24 protein-coding genes are annotated in these 22,339 nt (G+C 42.9%); 10 read left to right on the forward strand and 14 right to left on the reverse strand.

The features are described from left to right. Positions 1 to 4: 4 nt before the first annotated feature. From sctQ to K9M07_01750, 13 genes are all read right to left on the reverse strand, one after another. Entirely contained in the window at positions 5 to 1,228 is a 1,224-nt protein-coding gene (gene sctQ, locus K9M07_01690; GenBank protein ID MCF7851934.1) for a type III secretion system cytoplasmic ring protein SctQ, read from the reverse strand. 9 nt (positions 1,229 to 1,237) lie between these two features. After that, entirely contained in the window at positions 1,238 to 1,837 is a 600-nt protein-coding gene (locus tag K9M07_01695) for a hypothetical protein (GenBank protein MCF7851935.1), read from the reverse strand. A gap of 2 nt (positions 1,838 to 1,839) precedes the next feature. Then, positions 1,840 to 3,504 (reverse strand): hypothetical protein, encoded by a 1,665-nt coding sequence (locus tag K9M07_01700; GenBank protein MCF7851936.1) that lies wholly within the window; start codon positions 3,502 to 3,504, stop codon positions 1,840 to 1,842. A 67-nt stretch (positions 3,505 to 3,571) separates the two neighbouring features. Beyond that, positions 3,572 to 3,787 carry a hypothetical protein gene (locus tag K9M07_01705; GenBank protein MCF7851937.1) on the reverse strand — a complete coding sequence of 72 codons (216 nt, stop codon included), beginning with the start codon at positions 3,785 to 3,787 and terminating at the stop codon, positions 3,572 to 3,574. A 92-nt stretch (positions 3,788 to 3,879) separates the two neighbouring features. Then, positions 3,880 to 4,221, reverse strand: coding sequence for a hypothetical protein (locus tag K9M07_01710; protein ID MCF7851938.1), 342 nt, complete (start codon positions 4,219 to 4,221; stop codon positions 3,880 to 3,882). A 69-nt stretch (positions 4,222 to 4,290) separates the two neighbouring features. Continuing rightward, positions 4,291 to 4,806, reverse strand: a complete 516-nt coding sequence (locus K9M07_01715) for a YscO family type III secretion system apparatus protein (GenBank protein ID MCF7851939.1) — start codon at positions 4,804 to 4,806, stop codon at positions 4,291 to 4,293. A gap of 20 nt (positions 4,807 to 4,826) precedes the next feature. Continuing rightward, entirely contained in the window at positions 4,827 to 6,143 is a 1,317-nt protein-coding gene (sctN, locus tag K9M07_01720; GenBank protein ID MCF7851940.1) for a type III secretion system ATPase SctN, read from the reverse strand. A gap of 28 nt (positions 6,144 to 6,171) precedes the next feature. Continuing rightward, a complete protein-coding gene (locus K9M07_01725) occupies positions 6,172 to 6,822 on the reverse strand; it encodes a hypothetical protein (GenBank protein MCF7851941.1) in 651 nt (216 codons plus the stop codon). Between the two features lie 19 nt (positions 6,823 to 6,841). Next, positions 6,842 to 7,246, reverse strand: a complete 405-nt coding sequence (locus K9M07_01730; protein MCF7851942.1) for a hypothetical protein — start codon at positions 7,244 to 7,246, stop codon at positions 6,842 to 6,844. A gap of 30 nt (positions 7,247 to 7,276) precedes the next feature. Next, entirely contained in the window at positions 7,277 to 7,519 is a 243-nt protein-coding gene (locus K9M07_01735; protein MCF7851943.1) for a hypothetical protein, read from the reverse strand. A gap of 12 nt (positions 7,520 to 7,531) precedes the next feature. Then, entirely contained in the window at positions 7,532 to 7,765 is a 234-nt protein-coding gene (locus K9M07_01740) for a DUF5398 domain-containing protein (GenBank protein ID MCF7851944.1), read from the reverse strand. A gap of 43 nt (positions 7,766 to 7,808) precedes the next feature. Further along, complete coding sequence (gene sctD, locus K9M07_01745; protein MCF7851945.1) at positions 7,809 to 9,587, reverse strand: type III secretion system inner membrane ring subunit SctD; 1,779 nt, start codon at positions 9,585 to 9,587, stop codon at positions 7,809 to 7,811. Between the two features lie 613 nt (positions 9,588 to 10,200). Further along, positions 10,201 to 10,623 carry a type III secretion system chaperone gene (locus K9M07_01750; protein ID MCF7851946.1) on the reverse strand — a complete coding sequence of 141 codons (423 nt, stop codon included), beginning with the start codon at positions 10,621 to 10,623 and terminating at the stop codon, positions 10,201 to 10,203. A gap of 327 nt (positions 10,624 to 10,950) precedes the next feature. On the opposite strand from K9M07_01750, the gene K9M07_01755 reads away from it, so the two are divergent. The 10 genes from K9M07_01755 (at position 10,951) to K9M07_01800 (ending at position 20,801) form a co-directional block, all read left to right on the forward strand. Beyond that, positions 10,951 to 11,292 (forward strand): hypothetical protein, encoded by a 342-nt coding sequence (locus tag K9M07_01755; GenBank protein ID MCF7851947.1) that lies wholly within the window; start codon positions 10,951 to 10,953, stop codon positions 11,290 to 11,292. A 6-nt stretch (positions 11,293 to 11,298) separates the two neighbouring features. Continuing rightward, entirely contained in the window at positions 11,299 to 11,682 is a 384-nt protein-coding gene (locus K9M07_01760; GenBank protein MCF7851948.1) for a hypothetical protein, read from the forward strand. Continuing rightward, positions 11,679 to 12,143, forward strand: coding sequence for a hypothetical protein (locus tag K9M07_01765; GenBank protein MCF7851949.1), 465 nt, complete (start codon positions 11,679 to 11,681; stop codon positions 12,141 to 12,143). Before K9M07_01760 ends, K9M07_01765 begins: the two co-directional genes overlap by 4 nt. 155 nt (positions 12,144 to 12,298) lie before the next feature. Then, positions 12,299 to 13,102 (forward strand): hypothetical protein, encoded by an 804-nt coding sequence (locus K9M07_01770; protein ID MCF7851950.1) that lies wholly within the window; start codon positions 12,299 to 12,301, stop codon positions 13,100 to 13,102. Positions 13,103 to 13,145: 43 nt separating this feature from the next. Continuing rightward, a complete protein-coding gene (locus K9M07_01775) occupies positions 13,146 to 13,958 on the forward strand; it encodes a hypothetical protein (GenBank protein MCF7851951.1) in 813 nt (270 codons plus the stop codon). A gap of 94 nt (positions 13,959 to 14,052) precedes the next feature. Next, positions 14,053 to 14,904 (forward strand): hypothetical protein, encoded by an 852-nt coding sequence (locus K9M07_01780; protein ID MCF7851952.1) that lies wholly within the window; start codon positions 14,053 to 14,055, stop codon positions 14,902 to 14,904. 81 nt (positions 14,905 to 14,985) lie between these two features. Further along, positions 14,986 to 15,408: a hypothetical protein gene (locus K9M07_01785; GenBank protein ID MCF7851953.1), complete on the forward strand. Its 423-nt coding sequence runs from the start codon at positions 14,986 to 14,988 to the stop codon at positions 15,406 to 15,408. A gap of 57 nt (positions 15,409 to 15,465) precedes the next feature. Then, complete coding sequence (locus K9M07_01790; GenBank protein ID MCF7851954.1) at positions 15,466 to 17,256, forward strand: hypothetical protein; 1,791 nt, start codon at positions 15,466 to 15,468, stop codon at positions 17,254 to 17,256. A gap of 48 nt (positions 17,257 to 17,304) precedes the next feature. After that, entirely contained in the window at positions 17,305 to 18,357 is a 1,053-nt protein-coding gene (locus K9M07_01795; GenBank protein ID MCF7851955.1) for a hypothetical protein, read from the forward strand. A 122-nt stretch (positions 18,358 to 18,479) separates the two neighbouring features. Then, on the forward strand, positions 18,480 to 20,801 hold the full coding sequence (locus K9M07_01800) for a hypothetical protein (protein ID MCF7851956.1): 2,322 nt from the start codon (positions 18,480 to 18,482) through the stop codon (positions 20,799 to 20,801). A gap of 315 nt (positions 20,802 to 21,116) precedes the next feature. On the opposite strand, the gene clpX is transcribed toward K9M07_01800, so the two are convergent. Then, positions 21,117 to 22,337 carry an ATP-dependent Clp protease ATP-binding subunit ClpX gene (clpX, locus tag K9M07_01805; GenBank protein ID MCF7851957.1) on the reverse strand — a complete coding sequence of 407 codons (1,221 nt, stop codon included), beginning with the start codon at positions 22,335 to 22,337 and terminating at the stop codon, positions 21,117 to 21,119. Between the last annotated feature and the right edge of the window lie 2 nt (positions 22,338 to 22,339).

Below are 22,339 nucleotides of genomic sequence, written 5' to 3' on the forward strand. Positions count from 1 at the left end.
TTTATTACGCGGAGGTATTGGCAATTTCAACGATTCTGACCCCGAGGACATCGCCGATTTGTAATAGCTCTCCCTTTCCAATGATATGACCGTTTAAGGATAGCTGTACCCCTCTTTCGGGTTGCACACTTGTATTAAGGACATTTCCCGGTTGAAGCTGAAGGAGTTGATCCAAGGATATTTTAATTTTTGCCACTTCAACAGAAAGAATGAGAGGGACATTTTTAGGGTGGAGCATTTTTTGCTCTTGCACTGTTTCGATTTCTTCATCGAGCTCTTCCTTTGGGGATTCGGAAAGTTCCGGGATCGGGGGCTCTTCATCATCGAGGAAGAGATCATCATCTTCGTGAAGTAGGTCTTCAATAGGTTGGGAATCTTGGGAGAGTTCATCGTCATTCATAATATTTCCTTCCATTTCAAAGGCATAATCTAAAACTTTTAAATGATTGTCTTTTAATTTAACTTGTAAAAGAGGGCGAGAGGCAAATGCGAGTTGAAAATGGCCTTTTTTCGTATTGGGGTGATAACTTGCGTAATCGAGGATGAGAAAATCACCCGTCTTTATGCCGTCAAATTGAGAAAGAGTGAGCGAGACATAGCCTGCAAGCAAATCCGTTTCTAGAAACAGATGCCCCTTTGATTTAAGTTCTAAAAATGAGGGTAGGTGATGATTATAGTGTTTTTTGATCGCAGATTGAAATGCTATCGGAACAATCAGTCGTCCCCAAACCGTCTTTTCAGAGGAATGGATGCCGATATCAAATGTAAAGCTCTTCTCACCGGTTAATTGTGTCGTCTCGAGTTTAGGGCTTAAATCGGAATAAATATTGCTATCGCGCAGGGCCTTGATCGCTTCTAAAATGAGAAAGTGATAATACCCCTTTTGGATCTCTGAATCTTGAAAGTGAAATGTGCGTTGTTGAGGAGACAGAGTCCATGAAGAGAGTTCAAGCAGATCCGCTTGAGAGATTGCCCAAAAGATCGGTGAGGAAATAGGAGACAAACTAAGCGCCATCACGCTGGGGGAGTCGCCCAGTCCCTCTAATAACTGTTCTTCAGAGCGCCATCCTTGATTGGCGACGGATAAAGAGAGATCTTCTAAGTGAAGCGCCAGCTTTAGGGGGGCGAGGAAACGTTCAAAATCAAAAGTGGGAGGAAGCCCAAAAAGAGGGACGTCGAATGATTCATCAATGACGGTTGTTAAATGTCGAATCCAATGTTGCTGCACAAAGAGGCCTCATTTGGTATGAACTTTCAATCCATACTCTATTTTTTGTTTTTTGTTTAGTTTTTTAAATTGAGATGTTTGAAAGGGCTCTTTCAACTGAGAGGGTTTAAAGTGAAAGGCCGTTTCAGGGAAAGCATTTGAAAGGCGATTGGCGAGCGTGGCGATATGAGTATCGAGTTTTTGAATCATTTCCGTTGTCCCCAAGAATTGGATATGACAAGAACCCGGAGCCGTATTGTAGTGAGTCATCTCGATACTGAGGCTATTGAAAGGGCTGTTTTCATTGCAATAAGTTGTAAGCATTTGATGGGAGTCTTCCATTTTTTGCAAAGAGATGACGTGACTCTCAATCACATCTGCCAAATCGTAGATTGCTTGAGTTGACGCTTGAATCGCTTGCAATTTGCAATGGCTTTGATGGGTCTCTGTAAAGAGCTCAAAAGGGGTCATCAGAGGGGGTGGAGGATCAAGCGGCTGTTCTTGTTTTTTTTCTTCATCGAGATTTTTTTTCTTTTCGTAAAAGGCTTTAAAAGGCTTGGGCTCACTAGAGGAAAGTGTCGACTTTCCCTCAGAAGGTTTTGAGTGGTTGATTTTGAGTTCTTGATTCATCTTTAATGCGGCTCACCTTCGCCTCCGCTATAGTCTGTTGATTTGCGGTGAAAAAGGGTCTGGTGTTTGGGTAATAGTTCAGGTCTTCGTATATTGACTTCAAATGCGAGCTTGCTCCCTTGGAATGCGGCAGCAAGATCACTTAAGTTTGCATTAAACATGTTAACGGCTTGCTCAGATCCTTGCAATAGGAGATTGAAACTATGAGGTGCAATGTCATAGTGATCAATAACAATCTTAGCTCCATTAAAGACTGAATTCGGCATATTGAGCGTTACGGTGGTCGTGGAAACCCCTTTCCCCATTTCAATGGTTAGCACTCCTACCATCCGCTCAAAAAGGTCAAATACTTGAGGATTTAAATGGGAATAAGCGGGGGCTTCAATGGGCATTGGAGTTGTCGTGGGAGAAATAGCTTGGATGGTTTGTGGCATATCTTGTTGCTGATCTTCCCGCTCTTCTTTATCGCGTGACAAATGCGTTTCGAGTTTGCCCTCTTTAGAAAAAATTACGGGGGTTTCCGGTTGTGAAATAATCCGTTTTTTAGAAAGAGGCTGTGCTTTCTCTGCTGCAATATCTAGGGCTCCTTCTGCCGCCGGAGCTATTGGTGGCTGCGCCGTGAGTTTCGCAGCGGCAGCTGCAGCAGCTTCATCAACGGCCCCTTCCGTAGGCGTTGTTGACGTCTTTTCAGCTTTCACTTCATAGGGGGGCTTTTGCTGCTCTTTTTCTTTAAATGGAAGGGTTATTTTGGATGGTTCCTCAGCAGGATGTGGCATTTTTTCTTCATGAAAAGATTTTTCCTTAGATAGCTCGTGTTCTTCAGCTATTTGAGGCACTGAGCTCTTTTCAGTGTCTGCATGAAAAGGGGCTTTCGTCTCTTTGATCGCTGTAGGCTGTTTTGGAAAGGGGGGCGCTTCGGAGCGTAGTTTTCCTTGGGGGATTTCCCCTTTACCTTTTTCGAGGTGCGGGTGTTTCGTTTCGGCTTCTAATTTCAGGGGTTCAATTTTCTCCCCTTTTTCTAACTCTTTTTTATTCTTTATCCCTTGAGGTTTAATCACAGGGTGTGAAGAGGACTCTTTCCCTTGATTGAAAGATTGCTGTTTAGATTCGGGCATCCCTTCGGGCGTAAAAGAGAGCTTAGGTCCGGGAGATTCCTCCGTTTCTTCAGGGGCTTGTGGCAAGGCTCCTGCCTTTATCGGGGCCGGCGGAATATAGGGGGATTGAGGCTCTTCGCTGTACTCCGGAGGGGCTTCAGGTAAGTTCTCAAAGAGGGCGTCCCCGAGTTCTTCTCCCCCCTTTCCTCCGGGGAAATGAGAAGAAGGTGCCTTAGGGAGATTATAACTTTGGGTTCCTTCCGGTGCTGATGAAGGGGCTCTTTTTATTCCTCCGGTAGGCTTTTGGACATTGAGGTCACTATCAGATCGCTGATCGGACATGTAGGAGGAGAACGCTCGAGCAGGAGCTGTTCCGTCTTCGACATCTTTTTTATCCTCTTCTTCCTCGAGTTTTTCCTCTGCGGGAGCCCGTTTTTTCTTCTTTGGTGCTTCATCGGCCTCTTCTACTTTTGTAAGTTTGCGAAACTTTTCGGGATCGATCTCGGACTCGCGAGATTCTTCAGAAGGGAGGCGCTGACCTTGATAGTCCGGAATACGATTGGGATCGGCCATCTTATTTGTCCTCGATCGGTATATAACTTTCGTGTACCAGAGAAGGGGCTTTTTTGGGATCAAAAACTCATTTTCGGTGGAAAAGGGATAAAAATTTTTCTTGATCGGGATTAGAAAGCTCTTGGAAAATGACGCGATTGCGTCTATAAGTCCAAGGATTGGGGTTTAGAAAAAGAGCGAGGTAGATTTTGGGGAGCCATTCAAAAATTTTATGTCGAACCGCAGCTTGGCTTGGATATTTTGCTTGAGAGTCCCCTATAAGGGAAACGCGTTGTAAAGACATAAAAAAACCCCCATTCTTGGAAGAGGATTATATAGGGTTTCCCCATTTATGTTAAGGGATAGAATTCTGTCCCTTAACATATTAATAATGAATTAGTTCTCTATCTCTTCCGATTCAACGGAGTAACGGGGAGAAGGAGGTTTGGTTTCATTGATCGAAATATTGCAAGATCCGTGATTAATATTTCCACTTTTAATCAGAGAGATCAAGGCTTCAAGTTGAGATAAAGTGGCTTCTGACCATTTTTGATAATTATCGGAGTGGGTCCAATTTTTTGGCATCACTTCCCTAAACGCCTCGAGTTCATCACTTGCAGGGCATTTTATTTCTAAATCATATTTTAGAGTAAAAGGGACTTCGCTTTCTTCATCGGCCATCAAACTTGAGGCAAATACAAGGCTTGCTAAAACAAAAGAACTAATATATTTTTTCATATATAAACCTAATGATGTAATATGGTTTTAACTCGAGTTTAACACTCTAAGATATCAAAATCAAAAAAGTCAATCTTCTTTCTTGTTCTTTGAAAAGGGGTGTTTGTCTTTTTTTCGAGCAAAGATTGCAGAGCCAAGCTCATCACTTTCGATGTTTTCTTTGCGCAGAACCTCTTTAGAGAATTCTTTTTTCCACTCTTGCTTGTGAATCGTCAATTTTTCCACATCGATTTGACGTTTGAGAACGTCTTGTTTTGCCGCTTCTACAGCCATTTCAGCTGCTTTTACTTTTTTTAACTGATCCTGTACTTTTTTTTCACGCGCCATTAATTTTTCTTCGACGACTTGCAGGTATTTTTGTGCTTGTTCAATGCGATTACTCGTTGTTCCCTGATCGAGTTCGCTGTAGAGCTGATTGAGTTTGTCATTGTAGTGTTTTTTGACTTCATCCCGCTTTTTTTCGAGAGTCTCCAGCATTTTTTTCTCGTCTTCTAGCAGCCGGCGCTTTTCTAAAAGCGTTTTCTCTGCCTCTTCCAGGCGTTTTTGCTTAATACGAGCCAGTTGTTCAAGGGGATATTTTTCCATACGACTCTGTTTTTGGTGTCTTATCTAAAAAGAAGGCGAAGTTGTTGAATACTCTCTTCAAGACTGCACTTCTCATCGACTTTTTGTTTTAAATAGCGATTGACCCTATCAATGTATTTAATGGCAAAGTCGGCCGCTTTATCCGATCCCGGCTTATATTCCCCGATGCGTATGAGTAGTTCGTTTTTCTTGTAATTGGCAAGAACCTCGCGCACCTGCCCCATTAGCTCGAGATGTTCTTTTGTTGTAATATGGCTAACAATCCTGCTAACGGAGGCGAGCACATCAACAGCGGGATAGTGATATTGACGCGCAAGTTCACTTGAAAGGATAATATGACCGTCTAAAATGGAGCGCACTTCATCGGCAACAGGTTCATTCATATCATCTCCGGCGACGAGGATGGTATAAAAGGCGGTAATGCTCCCCTTATTTGAATTCCCGGAACGCTCAAGCAGTTTTGGAAGGGTTGCAAAAACAGAGGGGGTGTATCCTGCGCGGGCGGGGGGTTCGCCTGCAGCGAGGCCAATTTCTCTTAAGGCCCTTGCATAACGAGTGACGGAATCCATCATAAGAATCACTCGTTTTCCCTTGTCTCTAAAGTATTCGGCAATGGCCGTTCCAACATAGGCCGCATTGAGCCGGAGTTGCGCTGCTTGATCTGATGTTGAAACGACGATAACGGAACGACTTAGCCCCTCAGGCCCTAAATCATTTTCGATAAATTCTCTCACTTCCCGTCCCCGCTCTCCAATGAGGGAAATGACGTTGACATCAGCTCGGGCATAGCGGGCAATCATTCCGAGTAGAGTCGACTTTCCGCCGCCTGCAGCTGCAAAAATACCGACGCGCTGACCCACTCCCGTTGTAATCACTCCATCGATACAGCGCACTCCCGTTGAGAGGGGCTCATCGATTTTTTTTCTCATGAGCGGGTCGGGGGGCTCATTGAGAACAGGATAGGTGTCCTCAGTCTGAATCGGTCCTTTTTCATCTTCATCCAGGGGATTGCCCATGCCATCTAAAATGCGACCGAGCAGTCCGTCCCCAACACGAATATGTAGAGGGAGGTGCATGGGAATGACTTCAGAAGAGGGGCCGATGCCGGTCATTTCTCCAAGGGGAGAGAGGTAAACTTCTTCCTTTGTAAATCCAACGACTTCTGCAAGAAGAGGATCTCCTTCTCGTTTAATCATGCAAATTTCCCCAATTTTGACATTGGGAACAATGGCTCGAATGAGCATGCCGACAATTTCCGTAATTCTCCCATGCAACGTCGTGAGCTCGAGGTCATCTAAGTGGTCGATTAATTTATCAAAGTCATGTTCTTTTGTCATAGTGGATCAAAAAATGAAAATTACAATGCTATATTTGTGTGTTGAATAGCATTTTGATATCGCTAATTGCGTTGCTTAAGATGGTCGAAGAGTATTCGATTTCTTGTTGGGCACGGGCGAGTTTTACTTGAACCATCAGGAGTTCTGCAGGCCTTAAGGAGGATCCACCTTTACTGATTTGTGCAATATGATTTTGTGCTGCGCTGAGTTGTTTTGTACCGTCCGATAAAAGAGCTAAAAACTTCATAATCGGATTATTGCGTCCGATATTATCTACCGATTCGCCGACATCCACGCCCGCTTTTGTTGCCGCATCTCGAATTTTAGAGTTGACGTCAGTGAGTTTGTTGCGCAAAAGATATTTAGCGGAAGGCTTTAATTTTAGGTTGGGAGTATTGAGTTGTTGTTGCAAATCACCTAGAGAAGAACTAACGGCACTCATTTGAGAATGGACCGATTCCATTGTGGGCGTTGCAGTGGGCTGGTAGGGGCCTTTAGCTAAATCCATGGGGCTCGGCGCTTCTGTGCCGGGGGCGGGCGCAGCCGTTGCTTGGGAAGGCTCTTTTTCCTGCATGTATTCGCCAAAAGGCTTAGGCGATCCTTCCGTGGAGGATTCAATCGCTTCAGTTGCTTTTGCCGGTTCAATGCTGCCCGGACTTTTAGGTAATTCAGAACTCATAAGTGAACACAGTCTATAGTTATTTGCGTTTTTTTACAAATTGTTCAACAAAATCCAGCGCATCTTTGGATAGTTTTTTGACTTCAGAGGTGCTTGAATGGGTTAATTCCTCTAAAATTTGCTCGCCTTGAGCTCCTTTTGATGGGGACATGCTCATTGTAATCCCAAGCATCGTCTTTGCCATTTCATTGCTAGGATCAATGTCGAGCACTTTTTTAAAGTGGGCTTCAGCTTTAGTGAGCTCCAATTTGCACATATGCAAATAGCCTAAACCCACTACATTTAGGACAGACTCCGGTTTGAGTAGATGAGAGGCTTCAAAAAGCTTTAGAGCTGAAGTTTCATCTGCGTGATTGACGGCAATGAAGCCCGCTTCTAAGAAGAGGATAAATTCGTTTTTATATTGTTCCGTTAGTTTAGACATGGTGGTATGTACCTTGTTATCCAATTAAAATTACGAAGATTTTTGGTTCCTTACAGCGTTATTTATCATTGAGTTGACCTGAGATAAGAGGTTCGAAATCGAATCTCCCACCTGAGTCACTTGTGACATCATAAATTGCAGGAGTAAAAACTTACCGGGGGTTGCCGAACTCATCGAGCTCGCGACCGTATGAATCATTGACGTGACGCTACTTTGAAGCTTGGCATATCCGTCAATTAAACTACCAAAACCAATTGATGCCCATACACCCATAATGCTACCTCATTAATCTTTATCAACGTTGTTAATTACTGTTTCAAGCGCTTCATATCCTTGCAGGAGAAGGCTGCATTGCTCAAATTCTTTAGTTTTAGTTCCTTCTCGGAGGATTGCTTTAAGTTCATGTTTGTGCCGAGCAATATCTTCAATCATTTTTGCCCTTTTTTTAGGGTCTTTTCTCAGCTCTTTTTCAAGATCAAATTCGAATGGTTTTTTTTTCTTTTTTTCTAAACCAAACATGTGAAGCTCCCATTTAATAGACTTAAGATATCTTCCATAACAGTTATTGGAGATTGTAGTCAATTTTATATTTTATGCCTTCTTTTTCTAAAAAAATCGTATCGGGATTGATCACTGTAATGATCATCCCATCTAAGGCATCGCCGATAGATAATATTTTTCCATTGATCAATACAAACCGGTTGGTATCCCCATAGCGGGAGGTTCCGGTTACCTTAAATCGGTTGGAAACATCAATCCGAGAGGAAGATTGCGTTGTATAAATGACAAAACTCTTGATTTGGCGCACTCCGGAAAGGGCATTAATTCTAGACATCAGTTGATTGAATTCCATTTCTCGCTTTGTATCCACTCGACCTGAAAAGACAAACTCTCCATTAGCCGATTGAAAGGTGACATTGAGAAAATCGTTTTCCGCTAAAAGAGAGGTGATGTTTGTCTCCAAATTGTTTTCAATCACGACATCATTTTTTAATCGATCGAGATAGGGGAAATTGCGGTTGAGAAAATCATTCAATGCACCGAGTTGATCGAGCGTTTGTAAGTAGCCTTTAACAATAAATTGTCCCGGTTTCGATCCCGTAACGAGCACGGAACGCCATTCCGGGTTGCGAAAGAGAAGCGAGTTGATGTTTTCCCAGACGAGCTCGTCAATGATAACATTGTCATCTGTTGACTTGATATAAGTTTGTGATTTGAGAAGGTAGAGCATTTCTTGGTAGGCGACATCCGTGACGACATGACCAACTAAAAAAAGCTCTCCCGTATCCGGGTTGAAGGTGAACTGCACTCCGGGGAAATTGTGAAGGAGCTTTTTAAGTTCTCCCATTTCATCGCGTTTGGCAATCGTGACTGTCGATGTTTGAAATAGGGAAATCACTCCAATGACACCGGAGGCGACAAGGATTAAAAGAAGAAAGCCGATCATGAGATGGCGGAAAGGAATCAATGTTTCTTTCCAGTTGCGCTTTAAAATCAGTTCTTCTTCGAGATCATGAGCCTTTTCCTTAGCTTCTTTTCTTTCATCTTCGCTCAATTCATGGTCAATATAGCGGGAAACGGAGGGAGGGGAGTAGATCGTTTCTCGCGTCGCTTCGCGGTCGATGACAAGAAAGGCTGTTGTTCCCATCGCGACTAAGTCTTGAGATTTGAGCTCCGTAATACCTTCTGAAAGCGATCCGTTGATTAAGACGCCATTGCGACTGCCGAGATCTTCAATGCTAACGACCTCCTCTTCCGAACAGGTGAGTCGAGCATGCTGCCGGGACACACTCAAGTCCTGAAATAAGATGTCAGCCTGATTGGAGTCTTTTCCCAAAATATAAGATTCGCCTGCGCGGATCGTAAATTCAGCGCCCGCATTAGGACCTGCAGTCACTTTAATCATCCATCGCGATTGGATTTCAGTCGTAAAGCTAAGGCGTCCGAGAGAAAAGTCTTCTTCGGGCCGGATATCGTCAAAGAGATTGGCCGTTTGGGTTTCTTCCGTTGATTCCGATAGAGGGTTCAACGGCTGCTCAGGTAGAGAATGTGAGAAACGAAAGGTAGAGCTTCCGATCTGAATCATATCGTCTTCTTGCAGCTCTATGGGGTCAATGACATTTTCCCCATTGACCATGACAGGATTAGTCGAACTGAGATTTTCAATGAAATAGTGGGCGTCTTGAAGGCGAATCAGGGCATGCTTGCGAGAAACCATGGGGTCTGCCAAGACATGAAAACAGACGTCGGGATCGCGTCCTAAGATCCATTCCTCTTCTTCAACTAAGGGTAAGTTTGTGCCGGCTAGTATGCCTTCTTCTGCGATGAGAAATGCTGCCATTCAATCTGAATCTTCTTTGTATTGCGTTTATTCGGAAACTATCCCCGGATCAAATTTCTGTCGATTTTTCGGTCATAGTTTCTCTTTTTAGATCACTAACATAACTAGCTCAAAAAAAACCATTTTTTTATTAGAGCATGGCGTTGTTGCATAAATTCATTTTCACCTAACATGCTCATTATTAGTTTTTACCACAGAGAGCACAGAGGCACCGGAATGCGCATTTTCTTGATTTTTTCTGTGTACTCTGTGCTCTCCGTGGTTGTTAAAGTCCTTATGGTCAATAACCTGATAGTTTATCGAGTTATGCAATAAAGCATTAGAGCATCATCATTTTTCAATGTTATTAAAGAAATGTGAGTCCATACAAAATAGAGTAATTGGTTTTGGGTTTATTTTGAATACTTCTTCACAAGAAAATCTCTTTTATACCGAAATAAATTGAAGAATTGGTTTTTATCTTCGCCGGCATCTTCGATTTTTTACCCTTAATTTTTTGACCTATCTTCAATAGGGTCAAAAAATTAAGCCGGCTAAAGCCTGATAAAAATTCGAAGCGCCATCAAAGCTAAAACCCCAATTCTTCAACTCATTTCGGTATAGCTCGCATTTCTCACAAAGTTGGAGATGAGCACAGCTTTGTTTTTTCAAGAATCTCTTCGATCCAATAATCGTAATAATTGAGGTATTCTTCTAATACGTCTTTAAACTCCGGATAGCTAATTTCATATTCAACCGGCATTGTTAAAGTGAGGGTTTGGGTGTCCGGTTTAAGGCCGAGTGTGCTCGAGCCCGTCCCTTGCCCCAGATAGTTGGCGTTCAATAGAAAGAGGAGGAGCGGCTCAGCATCATTTTCGGGAAGCACTCCGACGGAGCCATGCAATAAAAATCCCCTTTCGGTCATCAACAAATGAATGGAGCGATGATCTAGATCGAGCGAAAATATTTTAGCTCCCGGTTTTTCATATAAGTCTGCTAATCCATACTCGATTGCGAATTTATTCAGATATTGTTCTATCACAACTTCGGTAATCACTTAAGTACACCTCTTTATCTCGACTTTGTAACTTTTTGGACCCGAAGGCCTCGAGATATTTGTTTTCGGGGAAGTTATTAAAACCGGGAAGGGGTTTTTTTACCCCTTCCCGGTTTTAATAATCTCCCAGTTCGACCATAGGTCGAACGCATGATGCGCAAATAGACGAGGCAGGCGGGACCAAAAAGTTGCAAAGTCGAGTTTATGCTAAAATACACTGAAGGATCGGTTTTTTGTATAGAAAAAATGAACGGAGAGGATGCATAGGACTATTCAAAAAAAGAAGTTTGAACTATCTAGAGAGATAATGGCGTTATCAGGATCAATATGAAAACAAATTATCAGAAGTTTTTGGAAGTCTGTTCTTTAGCTCAAAAAGGGAAGGCTTCTCCTCAGGAAATTTTGAAGCGGGCCTATGCCTTTTTAGATGAGGCGAAGCAAGCGTTTGATAGCGGGCTTGAGGTTAAAAGAGTCGCTGCTATTCAAAAATTAAAATCCATCATTGAACTATTTGAAGAAATGAAAAAAGAGCAAATGATTGTTGAAGTCACCGAAGACTCCTTTGAGAATGAGGAAGAAAAAGAGGCGTATCGCCGGACTCGAGATGAGGTTGAAAAGAAGATCCAAGAGGTGCTCCAAGCCTATGAAAAACAGATCGATCAAAGGTAATCAACAATGGCTGATAAGGAATTTGAAGATATCATGAAAATTTTGCCGCCTGAAATTTTGGATCCGGATTTTACGGAAGAGGCTTTGCGTCATTTTCAAAAACTTTTAGATCAGAGTAAAAATGGAGCCCCTGAGGAGCAAGAAGAGGCGATTGAAACGCTGAGAGATTATCAAAAGAAAGCAGATCGGCTGAGAGCGGATTTAGCCGGGGTGACGGGTAAATCCGAAGAAGAAATTAAACGCATCATGACAAATCAGAGCAATTATTCCCAAGAAGAGTGGGGTCGTTTACAAGAGGTTGTAAAAGAAATGGATCCCGTTGTTCAACATGCTCAGCCCTACCGGAAAAAGGTAAAAAGAAAAAATCCTAAAAACTGGACAAAAACATGATCAATGATGAGTTTGAAGAGTTACTCGAATCGATTTCAACGGGATTTGAATCAAATACTCGGCAAAATTCGGATGATATTATTCTTAAAACATACCGTTTTTTTTCGAAGCTAAAAGGGGAGCTTAAGGAGGCTTCAGGGGCTGAAAAAGATGATGTGCTAAGAATGATCAAAAAAATGCAGGAAAAGATCACTGAGTACTCGAAAAAGAGCTGTGATAAGGTCGGCATGAGCGAAGAAGAATTAATGCGGCTTTCCGATGATACGAACATTTTCACGCCCGATCAAAAAAGGGTTTTGGAAATGGCTAAGAAAGAGATGCTTGAGTCTTCAAAGGTTATTCGAAACTATATGGAAGAGAAACAGGTTGAGCATAAGGCAGTTGAGATTCATGAGCCGGGCGCGAAGAAAAAATCCAGCCCCCAAAAGAAAAAGAGACGCAATGAGTGGATTAAATCTTGATTCTATCTCATTTATTATGAGTGGATTACAATAAAAATAAATTTTTGACAGCCCCTTCGTAAAACACTTAAAATAAGCTACTTACAATTAAAATTAAAATTGTTTTTTTAATCGCCATTTGCTATAATTTAGTTAAGGGTAAATAGGGTAGTAGTATGTCAGAGTTGTTTCCTGCATCGGAAGGTCCGCACGCGGATTATGGTGTTTCTTTAATCGTCCAAGACAGAGCGAAACTAGAATTAGATAAAGACCGCTTAGCTAAAGCGACTGACCCGTTTCATGCATTCTATTATATGATTGCTGAACATTTGGATGTCCAAGCTTTAGCGCAGTTATCTCAGGGGATCAATGTACTGGCCGGACAATTAAGTGAGCTACAAGTCTATGTCAATTCGATCACGGATGTTAAAGCGGCCTTTATGGCAGGTCAAACGGAAGCGCCGGGAGTACCGGATATTAAATTGCGAATTCAAATTGCGACATTTATTAATAAGCTTGTAGGGCAACCAATTGTGAGAACGAACGGAGTTAAGATCAGCTATAGTGATTTTCAACTCGCTTTAAAAGCAGCTGACGGGCCGACACATGATCCTATTTTTTCCCCACAGACAATTACGAAAATGATTCAGCAGATTATGACCGGATTTAAGGTCACTAGCGCAAATGATGGGGTATTAGCCGGATTCATTACATTGAAGTCCATTTGGGACAAGGCTGAATCGGGAGGTTCATCGGGAGCGATTCCGGGGATGCCTTACCCACCGGCTATTGACGGATACCTCAATGCGATCAGTTCTGTTGGTGGATATGTGAAGGGGATTGCAGGTGTTGAAACGACAAATATGAATTACCAACAAAAGCACTATTTAGGAGTCCTCTCCTTTTTGAAGAGTATGTTTGGATATTATTACGGTCAGCTACAGGCACCGGTAAAAAAGACACAACAAGCCGGATCGTAAAAGTAAAAAAGTTAATAAATAATAATAATAAAAAGGTAAAAAAATGGTTTCATCTCATTTAGCTACATTAGATCCATCTACAGCTAAAAGTCATATTGATCCTGCTCAAAAGGCTACCGATAGCCAATTGGCTGATGTTGTAAAGGGTGATCCTTTTGAGCTTTTTTTCTACTATGTCACGGTTGTGATGCAGCAAGACCAGACTCAATCACAGTCACAAAATATTTATAACCTCTCTGATCAGTTAAGTCAAATGACGGGATATTTAAACGATTGGAACTCGGTTAAAAGTTCTTTCTATGCTTCTGCTTCTTCAGTAAATGACGATCAGACGCCTGAGTTTAGAGGTGGATTAGGGAAGGTCCTCAACGAGCTTTTTCAGCCTTATATGAATTATATTGGGGTTCCAAGCTTTCCTGAAGACGGATCCATCAGTGCAGATACTTATCAGAACTATACAAAGCTCAGTAACTATATTGAGAATGCCCCCGATTCTGAGTTAAATCAGACTGTTCTCGGAACGGCCGTGAGGGGAATCATGCAAAATACCGATCAGTTGGCGGTGTTTTTAAATCCAAGTAAGACGCCTTTATCGCTTAATCTGTTTTGGCAATCGTGTATGTCGGGAAATGCGGATAATTTGAATTTACCGAATCCTATCCTCCTTCAGCCCTTTGTTAATGCCCTTTCAGAAGGAGCGGGAACACTGGGTGGGATTTCATCAACCGAATCATCAAAATTGCAGTATTCGCAAAACCAATTCAACCGACTACAGTCGTTTATCAAAGATATGCTCAACGATTGGGTCACTCAGAGACATAATTTTAACAGTGCGATGGGTCAAGCCAACTCATAATCATAACCGAAAATAATAAAAAGGTAGCTAAAGCTTAAGTTTGAATAAGACCTTAAGCTTTAGAGTCATAATAAAAGGGTAATAGAGGTATACAATGGTTAATGTAGCTCCATCAAGTCCATTTGTTGCGGATGTGAGTATGTCGGGAGATCCAAGCGCTCAAATCGCTTCGATCACCAAGTCGGAAATCGCTCAGCTACTTTCAGAGAATGGGATGAGTGAGAAGAGCAACCCCTTTATGTTGTTTTATTTCTACTTGACCATGGTGTTAGGTGGCGATCGAATGAAAGAGGGAGCTGCAAATATCGATAAGTTTTCTGCACAATTAAAAGAGATGTCCAGCTATCTCAATTTAGCAAATGCCATTAAAAGTGAATTCTATGGATGCGCCGATGCAGATCATTCCGTCGATGTCCGAAATGCCGTAAAAACATTTCTGAATACGATGTTGGGGACATTTTTTGAAAATGTCAAGGCCTTTCCCCCATTTAAGGGCGGAAAAGAAGGGCAGATGGACAATACTTATTTTTCAATCGTGCTCCAGTATATCCAGAAGCAGCAAACGGATGGAAACACTCAATTTTTTGAAAAGAATTTTCCCACTTTAGGGCAGAATGTCATCAATTTAATGACTAACTTACAATCGCTCGGGAGTTGTGTCTTTGTCTTAGAGGGAAATCAGCCTGAAAATATTCATTCGCTTTGGCAAAAAGCCCAATCCTCAGGGGGATATGGCCTTCCAAATGCTTATATATTACAGCCTTACATCGACTGTCTTTCTGAGGAATCAACAACGGTGGGTGGAATAGCCTCAGCGGAATCCTCTAAGCTTCAGTATGCTGTGGGAGTGTATAATAAACTTGAGGCTTGTGTGCATGATCTTATGAATCAATGGCTTGTGCAACGAAAAAGGTTTGATACATCAATGAAAGGCGCTAGAAACTAATTAAATTAATTGAAATTTTAATTATAATTAGTTATAATTGTATTAAGGGTAGATAGTATTTAATAAAAAAGGGTAATAATCATGGCTTCAGGTGAAGTTAATTTCGAGCAGCATATGATGGAGGCTCTAGACGGATTTCTAGGGGCGCTCAACAATGCGACTCTCGTTGATGGGGAGGCTTCGTCTCCTTTAGCTCAGCTTCAAAATACGGCGATGACTAAAGGGCAAAAGATTCTTGAAGATATTTATTCAAAGGACATCGCTCCGTATACGGGAGGCGGTGCAGATAATCAAAACAAACTGAGTGCCGGTCAGGTGAAGTATAACCAAGCTAACTCCACTATTCAAAACGTGACGCAGCAGGCGGGTAACCTTGTTTCTAAGGCAACAAACGACGTTAACAACGACTCTTCTCAGAGCCAAGAGGCATTGAATATGGCCTCGACCATCATTAATGGTGTGGCTTTCTTTAACAACTTGTTATCGCAATCATTCGCTGCTTAAGATAGCGCATAATTTCTATAATAATAAATAGTAGATTAATCATAAGTAGGTAGATTTATGGCTTATAAAATTCAAGAATTAGATTCTGATTCGGTTGCGATGAGTGTTTCGGCAAAGATTGAGTCTAAGAATAAAAAGACGACATCGAATCCTAATCAAGGCATTGCTTTGATGGGAATGGTCACGGAAGGCTTAGATCAGCTCCATGATCAGATTAAGGAAGCCTCTTCTCGTCATAGTGATGAAGAAGGCGGCGCGCCAAATCAGGAAATCAATCCTGAAACGTTAGCGGATATTTTAGGTGCCGTTGCTGCCTTGACATATGAGATTCAGCAGTGGGAAGCTAAATTCCAGAGCGAAAAAAGTACGATGGAAAATGGGATTGGTAAAGCGGCCATTGATTCTGCAAATGCTGCAGCTAACAAGTTAAACGAAGCGCTTCAAAAAGCCGCTCAAGATCAGCAAGCTATGGGGATATTGGGAATCTTTGCCGATATTTTCCAAGGGATTATGGCTGTTGTCGCTCTTGCGACAGGTCAGGTTGAGATGTTTGTGGCGATGGTTGTGTTATTTACACTTGATAAGACGGGTGCTACACAAGATATGACATCGGCGATTGCTAAAGGTCTTGAGTCGTGTGGTTGTTCAAAAGAACTCGCTCAAGGGCTATCTGAGGGGATTACATGTATTATCGAGGTGGCGGTCACACTTGGAATCTGTCTTGGAACGTCTATGACAACAGCTGCAATGCAAGCCGGTAAAACAGCGTCAACGGCGGCAATGAAAGAAGCGATTACAACTGAAATTAAGAATGCGGTTCAACAGGCGGTTAAAGAGGCGGTTGAAACGGCTGCTAAAGACGGTGCAAGTCCTGAAGTTCTTGAAACGGTGATGAAAGACACTGCGCAGGCAGCGGCCAAAGAGGTTGGAGAATCTTTAAGTCAAACATATGGTTCAACGCTTGTAAAAGAGTGTATGAAAGATGGAATTAAAGAGGGACTTCAAGCCGGAATTAAAGATGCGATGATGTCTTTAGAGAAAGAAGGAGAGGTTGTTGCAAAGAATGCGGTTAAACAGGCTGCAAAAAAAGTTTTGGCGAAAACGCTCATGGGCGGCATGACAGTGATCAATGACATCTCATCAACGGTGACGAAAGAGATGACTCAGGTTGAAGGAAAAGCCTATACGGAGTTTTCTCAAGCACTTAAAAATGACTTATCTCAGAGAATGAAGAATATTGGAATCAGACGTTCATTTGCCGCTGCAGGTCAAGCGGGGTGTACGGCGCTGGTTTCAACAGGGTTTGTCACTCAAATGGCTTCTCTTTGCTCATGGTTAGCTGCCGGTTGTGATGAGAAGAAAGAGGACAAAACGCTACAGAGCATTTTAACGGTTCTTTTCTCTCTCATGGCGATGATTGGAGCAGCCGTTGCAGGTTCCGGAGCTGCCGGTGAATCAAATATTAGTGGTGTAACGGGGGGTGCAGAGGAAGTTTCAAGCGGATCAAATCGAGTAGTGCAAATGCTTCGAGGCATGTTTTCAAAGATGCTCGATAATCCGGCGCAATTGGCATCTAAAGCTGAATTCTTGCTTGGAACGGCGCAAAGTGCCACATCGATATCTCAAGGGGGGGTATCTATCGATTTATCTACAAGAAATCAACAGATTGCTGAGAGCCAACCCGAAATGCAAGTCGGTGACGCCATTGCTAAGTTTGCGCAGCAGCGGATGCAAGCGGACCAAAAGTTCTTTGCACAGATGTATGAAGTGATTCCTCTGATCTTACAAAACGCCATTTCCATTGCTCAGACCATGTCGGCTGAAGCCAATGCGTTAGCTCACGGTTAAGATTAGGATAGAGGGAAATAAAAGGGTAATAATAAAAAAGGTAATAATATGATTAACAACTTAGTTGCTAAAAAAGATGATAACACAACTAGTCACATTTATAACGACGTAAACAGTAGCGTGGTTGGTGATGTAGATAATGGTTCATATCATAACCCATATAATAATGGGATGAGCTTTTCGGGACCGATTCAACTTTCGGGTCTTGCCTTAGCAAAACAATATCTCTTAGAAGTCCAAGATAACTATATGGGCTTTATGTCAGCGATGCTTAGCCTGTTTTCTGAAGATTGTGAAGTTTTTTCAAAAGTGACTGAGTCCCAGGCCAATTCAGCTAAAAATGAGATTTTAGATGGCGCTTTGGGGCAATTCACAAGTGGTCTTACAAACATCGCTTCGGGAGCATATAGCCAATTCACTATTTCGAGGGGATATGCTGAAGATGCTCCGATCAATGGTAAAATTGATGCTTTAGATACGGATGTGAATAATATGTCCGATCTTCAGTCAGAAGTGGTCAATGCCAGAAAGGGGACGACGCTTGACTCAGAGGGAGTAGAATTGATGGAGGTAGGGGTAGCCGGACCTGATCTTACGGAACACGAGCAAACTCTTGAAAATTTCCATAATGCAGACGAAGCTACAATCAAGAAGTATATGGATAAGACAAGTGCAGAGTCGCAAGGCCTCGTTGAAGCGGTCAAGGTTCTGAAGAAGGAATCAATCCGTGATCCGGCAAGACGTGAGGCAATCGAAGAAAAGCTCAATAAACTCCATACTTCAATGAAAACACATATTAGTGAAAGAAAGGCGGAGAGAGAGGCTCTTCACACCGCAGCGTCAACTAAAAGCACTCATAGGCAATCGCATCTCAGCATGATGAAATCATTTGCAGATGCCGGTAGTTCGATAGCTCAAAGTAGTTCGCAGATGGCTCAATCGATAGAGAAGGAAACTAATACATATGCGGCAGCGACAGCGCAGATGAACCAGCAGGTATTGAGTACAACGGAAGGGGTAGCTCAGAAAGCGGCTCAGAGCGCTGATGAGATTAATAACCTCTTAAGGCAGATTCAGTCGTACAACCAGAGTCGAGGATAATAAACATTTTAACCCATTGATAATAAGCCGGTTACGCTTTGGTGTGACCGGCTTATTTGCTTACTATTTAAAAAGATTTTTGTTATAATAGATATAAGGGATAATAAGGGTAATTATAATTTATGGCTAGTCGTGCTTTAACAGGTACTTTAGATCTGACGAGAGTAGGCTCTATTGATCTTCCCGAGATCAAGATTATGGTCCGCTCCGGCTATTCAAGGGGGTATTCTTGTGACCGCAATGTGACGGAAGAAGCTGAGGCTAAGGTGAATCAATGCTATCGACAAGCCATTGTCGAAGTTCTCTTTTCAGATCCTGCATTTAAAGCGTATTTTGATGGAGACGATGTTCCGACAAGTCTTCTTCGGCCTAAGACCAATGTCAATGTCAACTTCTCTAACGGTCTTATCACCATTAGAAGGGGTGAAGAAATAACAACGCGACAGATCCATGAATTTGATCTTCCCGAGGAGAGCATTGAAAAGTTCGCCTCTCTTAGCAAGGTGGCCATTGAGGCCTTTAATGGGGCTACGGGACGCAGTTTAAATAGCTATACTCAAGGAAGGATCTTACCCGATCGGCATATAGGGGGGGCTCTTTCTCCCTTGATCACAGCACCAAGACACCCCGAATCATTTGATCGGAGTGAATTACCCCTCACTAATATCAATCAAATCTCAGAAAATCTTGCTCGTGATTTAGCCCAATGCCGCTCACCGAAAGAGGCTAAAATGCTACTCTCACAGACGCGCTATGCGACTGTAATGATGCATGAATATCAGGCGATCTTTAGCTCTTTACAAGACCGCTATTCAATTGCTTTAGCGCGTATCGATCATCAGATTGAAAAAGAGAGCGATCCTGCCAAGCTAAGAATGTTGCAAGTCAGCCGTAAACCCATGCAAGAGAAGCTCGATCGAGTTAAGAATATGAAAACGCATATCGATCATCTCGATTGCTATGCGATCTACAACGTTTTAAAAGCAAATGCCCACTTACATGAGTCGGCTTCCCGAGAGGGATTTATTTTAGGACCTTCGGATTCTAAGCGCGTTGAAGCGGTCCATCAATTATATCAAACGACACTTGAAGATCATAAAGCAACGAATGTAAGCGGTTGGTTTTGGAAGACGACTATTGATAATAATAGTGAAAAGAGAGAGCAGTATGCGAAGAAAGTGAGCCACATGCTCTTTACGACGCTACATGACAAATACCCCCACGTAGGAAGAAATGAGCAGCAGACATTTGAGGAGGCGATTGTTCTCAGCGCTTCTAAGTTGATGACAAGTCTTGGTCGGCGCGATGCAGGGTTTTTAGGGTTACCTCAAGGGCTATTCTCAGAGCTTGGTCCTGAAGTTGAGCATTATTTGAAAGAAGCGCATGAAAAGGCGACAGCCTATGCATTCGAGCATGCTAAAGAGGCCCTGACTGAGAGCACAGAGCTTGAAGATGGAGAAGAAGCGGTCTCTTTTGCAATGAAAGGCGGCTCGCTTCAGGTTGTTACGTCAAGCGGAACGAGCATGGATAACGGATTTGCTCGCATTGTACAATCTTCAAAATGGGGACTCAAAGACCTGACTTCGGGGAAAGCGCTGCTCAACCAACGATTTACGGATTGGCATAGTTCCTTTGCGACACAAAAATGGTATCGTGAACAGTTTGAAAGCCGCATAGGAGAAACATTTGACGCTCGCCTCGTTGCCGATCATACGGAAGAGCTCGAGCACCTCGCTGAGTTAACCGATGAGCGTGAGCGCTTGATTGAGGTTAGGGATCCAAGTAGGCCGGATAACGCCTTTAGACTTCCTCCGCTTCTTTTGCCCGCGATGAGGGAAGAGGCGTCAGAGCTCGGCGATGACACAGACTCAAGGGCCGGTTCACGAGAAGAAGTAAGATCGCGCGCGGTTTCTCTACCAAATAGTGACGGCTCTCTTCTATCAAGACGCAGCCGAGCCACAGGAATACCTCCTGCCCCACTTTCTGAAGAGGCTTCTGATAGGGGTGATGATGCAATGTCTATAGCCGCTTCAAGTCACCGAGATCAAGTGCCGGCAGATGTTGATGGCACAGTGTCAGATGAAGGCGAGGAATTACCTTTCATAGCCGACTTTAAAGCAGATGAGACTTCGGTAGACGATGAGATCGTTGCATCCGGAACTAACTTTGAAGCGCGAATGGGGATTGACCGTGAGAGCGGCGCTCCAAGATTTAGAGAGGCTTTACCGGCACATAGCGGCGCCGGGGCTGAGAGTGTTGATATGAATTTAGAGGCGACTCGTGAGCGTGCGGAAAGTTTAAGTGCTAGTGATCATGAAGGCATCTCTTTTGATGATCGGGCTCTAGAAAATAGCAGTACCGGGGAAAGGCCTTTAAATGCTGCAGAAAGAGCAAGAGCCGAAGGGGATCGACGTATTGATTTAGATCAATATTTAAGATCCTAGTATAGCGTTTCATTAAAATATTATCAGTCTGCGCCGGCGTTATTGCATAATTCATTTTTATCTAACATGCTCATTATTAGTTTTTACCACAGAGTTCACAGAGACACCGGAATGCGCATTTTCTTGATTTTTCTCTGTGCTCTCTGTGGTTGTTAAAATCCTTATGGTCAACAACCTGATAGTTTATCGAATGATGCAACAAATCAGATCGGAAGCCGGTTTTTTTCAACGGTATGCCTTTCGCATTGATACCGCTCGTGATTAAAAAAAATTAATCTATTTATAGAGGGGGGGGGTAATCACGATCGGCATAATTTAGCGGATGATTTCGGGCTGTTTATTTTCCTCAATACAAGCTGCTGAGATCACCACTTCCTTGATCGTTGCATCTGAGGGGACTTCATACATCAATTCTAAAAGAAGATTTTCTACAATCATTCGAAGAGCGCGCGCGCCGGTTCCGGCTTCTTTCGCCTTTTTAGCAATGGCGTGGTAAGCTTCATCTTTGAATGAAAGCTTTACGTTATCTTCCATGAAGAGGTTTTGATATTGCTTGATGATGGCATTTTTGGGTTTGACCAAGATTTCAATGAGATCTTCTTCTGAAAGCTCATCGCAGTTGGCAATCGAGTTGAAACGACCGACAAATTCGGGAATGAGGCCGAATTCAATGAGATCTTCCGTCTGTACTTTAGAGAGCAAATAGCTTTGTTCGGTATGATCAAAGGTGCGTTTATTTTCGGCATCAAATCCAATGGATCCTTTGCCGAGGCGTTTTGCAACGATCTTGTCGAGATGAACAAAGGCCCCACCGACAATAAAGAGGATATTTTCCGTATTGACCTTGAGGTATTCTTGGTTCGGGTGTTTACGCCCCCCTTTAGGCGGGACATTTGCAACGGTTCCTTCGACGATTTTGAGCAGTGCTTGCTGAACCCCTTCTCCGGAAACATCGCGAGTGATAGAGACGTTGGCCGTTGTTTTACGGATTTTGTCGATTTCATCGACGTAGATGATCCCTTGTTCCGCTCGAGCGATATCATAGTCGGCATTTTGAACGAGTCTCAAAATAATATTTTCGACATCCTCACCTACATAGCCCGCTTCCGTGAGCGTTGTCGCATCGACAATCGCAAAGGGGACATCGAGAATGCTTGCTAAGGTGCGTGCGATAAGGGTTTTCCCCGATCCGGTTGGCCCAAGTAAAAGGACATTAGACTTGCTATATTCCGTTTCCTCATCTACCCGCTTGCCACGGATGCGCTTATAGTGGTTATAAACAGCTACGGAAATGGTCTTTTTAGCTCGTTCTTGCCCGATAATGTATTCGCCAAGGCGTTCCTTGATCTCCACCGGTTTTAACATTTTGAGTTCGTGATGAACCGTTTTTTTATCAATAATATCCATGCAAAGGTGCACGCATTTATTGCAAATATAAGCATTTGGCCCTGAGATCAGTTTATCAACGGCGTCTTCACTACGGCCACAAAAGGAACAGGAAGCAAGCTCTTTAGAGGGGGATGTCGTTCTACTCATAA

The organism is Simkaniaceae bacterium (assembly GCA_021734805.1).
GTDB lineage: Bacteria > Chlamydiota > Chlamydiia > Chlamydiales > JACRBE01 > Amphritriteisimkania.

Bases quoted from the DNA above. Each gene is read 5' to 3' on its own strand.
- K9M07_01785 (MCF7851953.1), top strand. From the start codon at position 14,986: ATGGCTTCAGGTGAAGTTAATTTCGAGCAGCATATGATGGAGGCTCTA.
- K9M07_01705 (MCF7851937.1), bottom strand. From the start codon at position 3,787: ATGTCTTTACAACGCGTTTCCCTTATAGGGGACTCTCAAGCAAAATAT.
- K9M07_01725 (MCF7851941.1), bottom strand. From the start codon at position 6,822: ATGAGTTCTGAATTACCTAAAAGTCCGGGCAGCATTGAACCGGCAAAA.
- K9M07_01700 (MCF7851936.1), bottom strand. From the start codon at position 3,504: ATGGCCGATCCCAATCGTATTCCGGACTATCAAGGTCAGCGCCTCCCT.
- K9M07_01795 (MCF7851955.1), top strand. From the start codon at position 17,305: ATGATTAACAACTTAGTTGCTAAAAAAGATGATAACACAACTAGTCAC.
- K9M07_01800 (MCF7851956.1), top strand. From the start codon at position 18,480: ATGGCTAGTCGTGCTTTAACAGGTACTTTAGATCTGACGAGAGTAGGC.
- K9M07_01780 (MCF7851952.1), top strand. From the start codon at position 14,053: ATGGTTAATGTAGCTCCATCAAGTCCATTTGTTGCGGATGTGAGTATG.
- K9M07_01710 (MCF7851938.1), bottom strand. From the start codon at position 4,221: ATGAAAAAATATATTAGTTCTTTTGTTTTAGCAAGCCTTGTATTTGCC.
- K9M07_01715 (MCF7851939.1), bottom strand. From the start codon at position 4,806: ATGGAAAAATATCCCCTTGAACAACTGGCTCGTATTAAGCAAAAACGC.
- sctN (MCF7851940.1), bottom strand. From the start codon at position 6,143: ATGACAAAAGAACATGACTTTGATAAATTAATCGACCACTTAGATGAC.
- K9M07_01775 (MCF7851951.1), top strand. From the start codon at position 13,146: ATGGTTTCATCTCATTTAGCTACATTAGATCCATCTACAGCTAAAAGT.
- K9M07_01765 (MCF7851949.1), top strand. From the start codon at position 11,679: ATGATCAATGATGAGTTTGAAGAGTTACTCGAATCGATTTCAACGGGA.
- K9M07_01695 (MCF7851935.1), bottom strand. From the start codon at position 1,837: ATGAATCAAGAACTCAAAATCAACCACTCAAAACCTTCTGAGGGAAAG.
- K9M07_01730 (MCF7851942.1), bottom strand. From the start codon at position 7,246: ATGTCTAAACTAACGGAACAATATAAAAACGAATTTATCCTCTTCTTA.
- K9M07_01740 (MCF7851944.1), bottom strand. From the start codon at position 7,765: ATGTTTGGTTTAGAAAAAAAGAAAAAAAAACCATTCGAATTTGATCTT.
- K9M07_01790 (MCF7851954.1), top strand. From the start codon at position 15,466: ATGGCTTATAAAATTCAAGAATTAGATTCTGATTCGGTTGCGATGAGT.
- K9M07_01755 (MCF7851947.1), top strand. From the start codon at position 10,951: ATGAAAACAAATTATCAGAAGTTTTTGGAAGTCTGTTCTTTAGCTCAA.
- clpX (MCF7851957.1), bottom strand. From the start codon at position 22,337: ATGAGTAGAACGACATCCCCCTCTAAAGAGCTTGCTTCCTGTTCCTTT.
- K9M07_01770 (MCF7851950.1), top strand. From the start codon at position 12,299: ATGTCAGAGTTGTTTCCTGCATCGGAAGGTCCGCACGCGGATTATGGT.
- K9M07_01735 (MCF7851943.1), bottom strand. From the start codon at position 7,519: ATGGGTGTATGGGCATCAATTGGTTTTGGTAGTTTAATTGACGGATAT.
- K9M07_01760 (MCF7851948.1), top strand. From the start codon at position 11,299: ATGGCTGATAAGGAATTTGAAGATATCATGAAAATTTTGCCGCCTGAA.
- sctD (MCF7851945.1), bottom strand. From the start codon at position 9,587: ATGGCAGCATTTCTCATCGCAGAAGAAGGCATACTAGCCGGCACAAAC.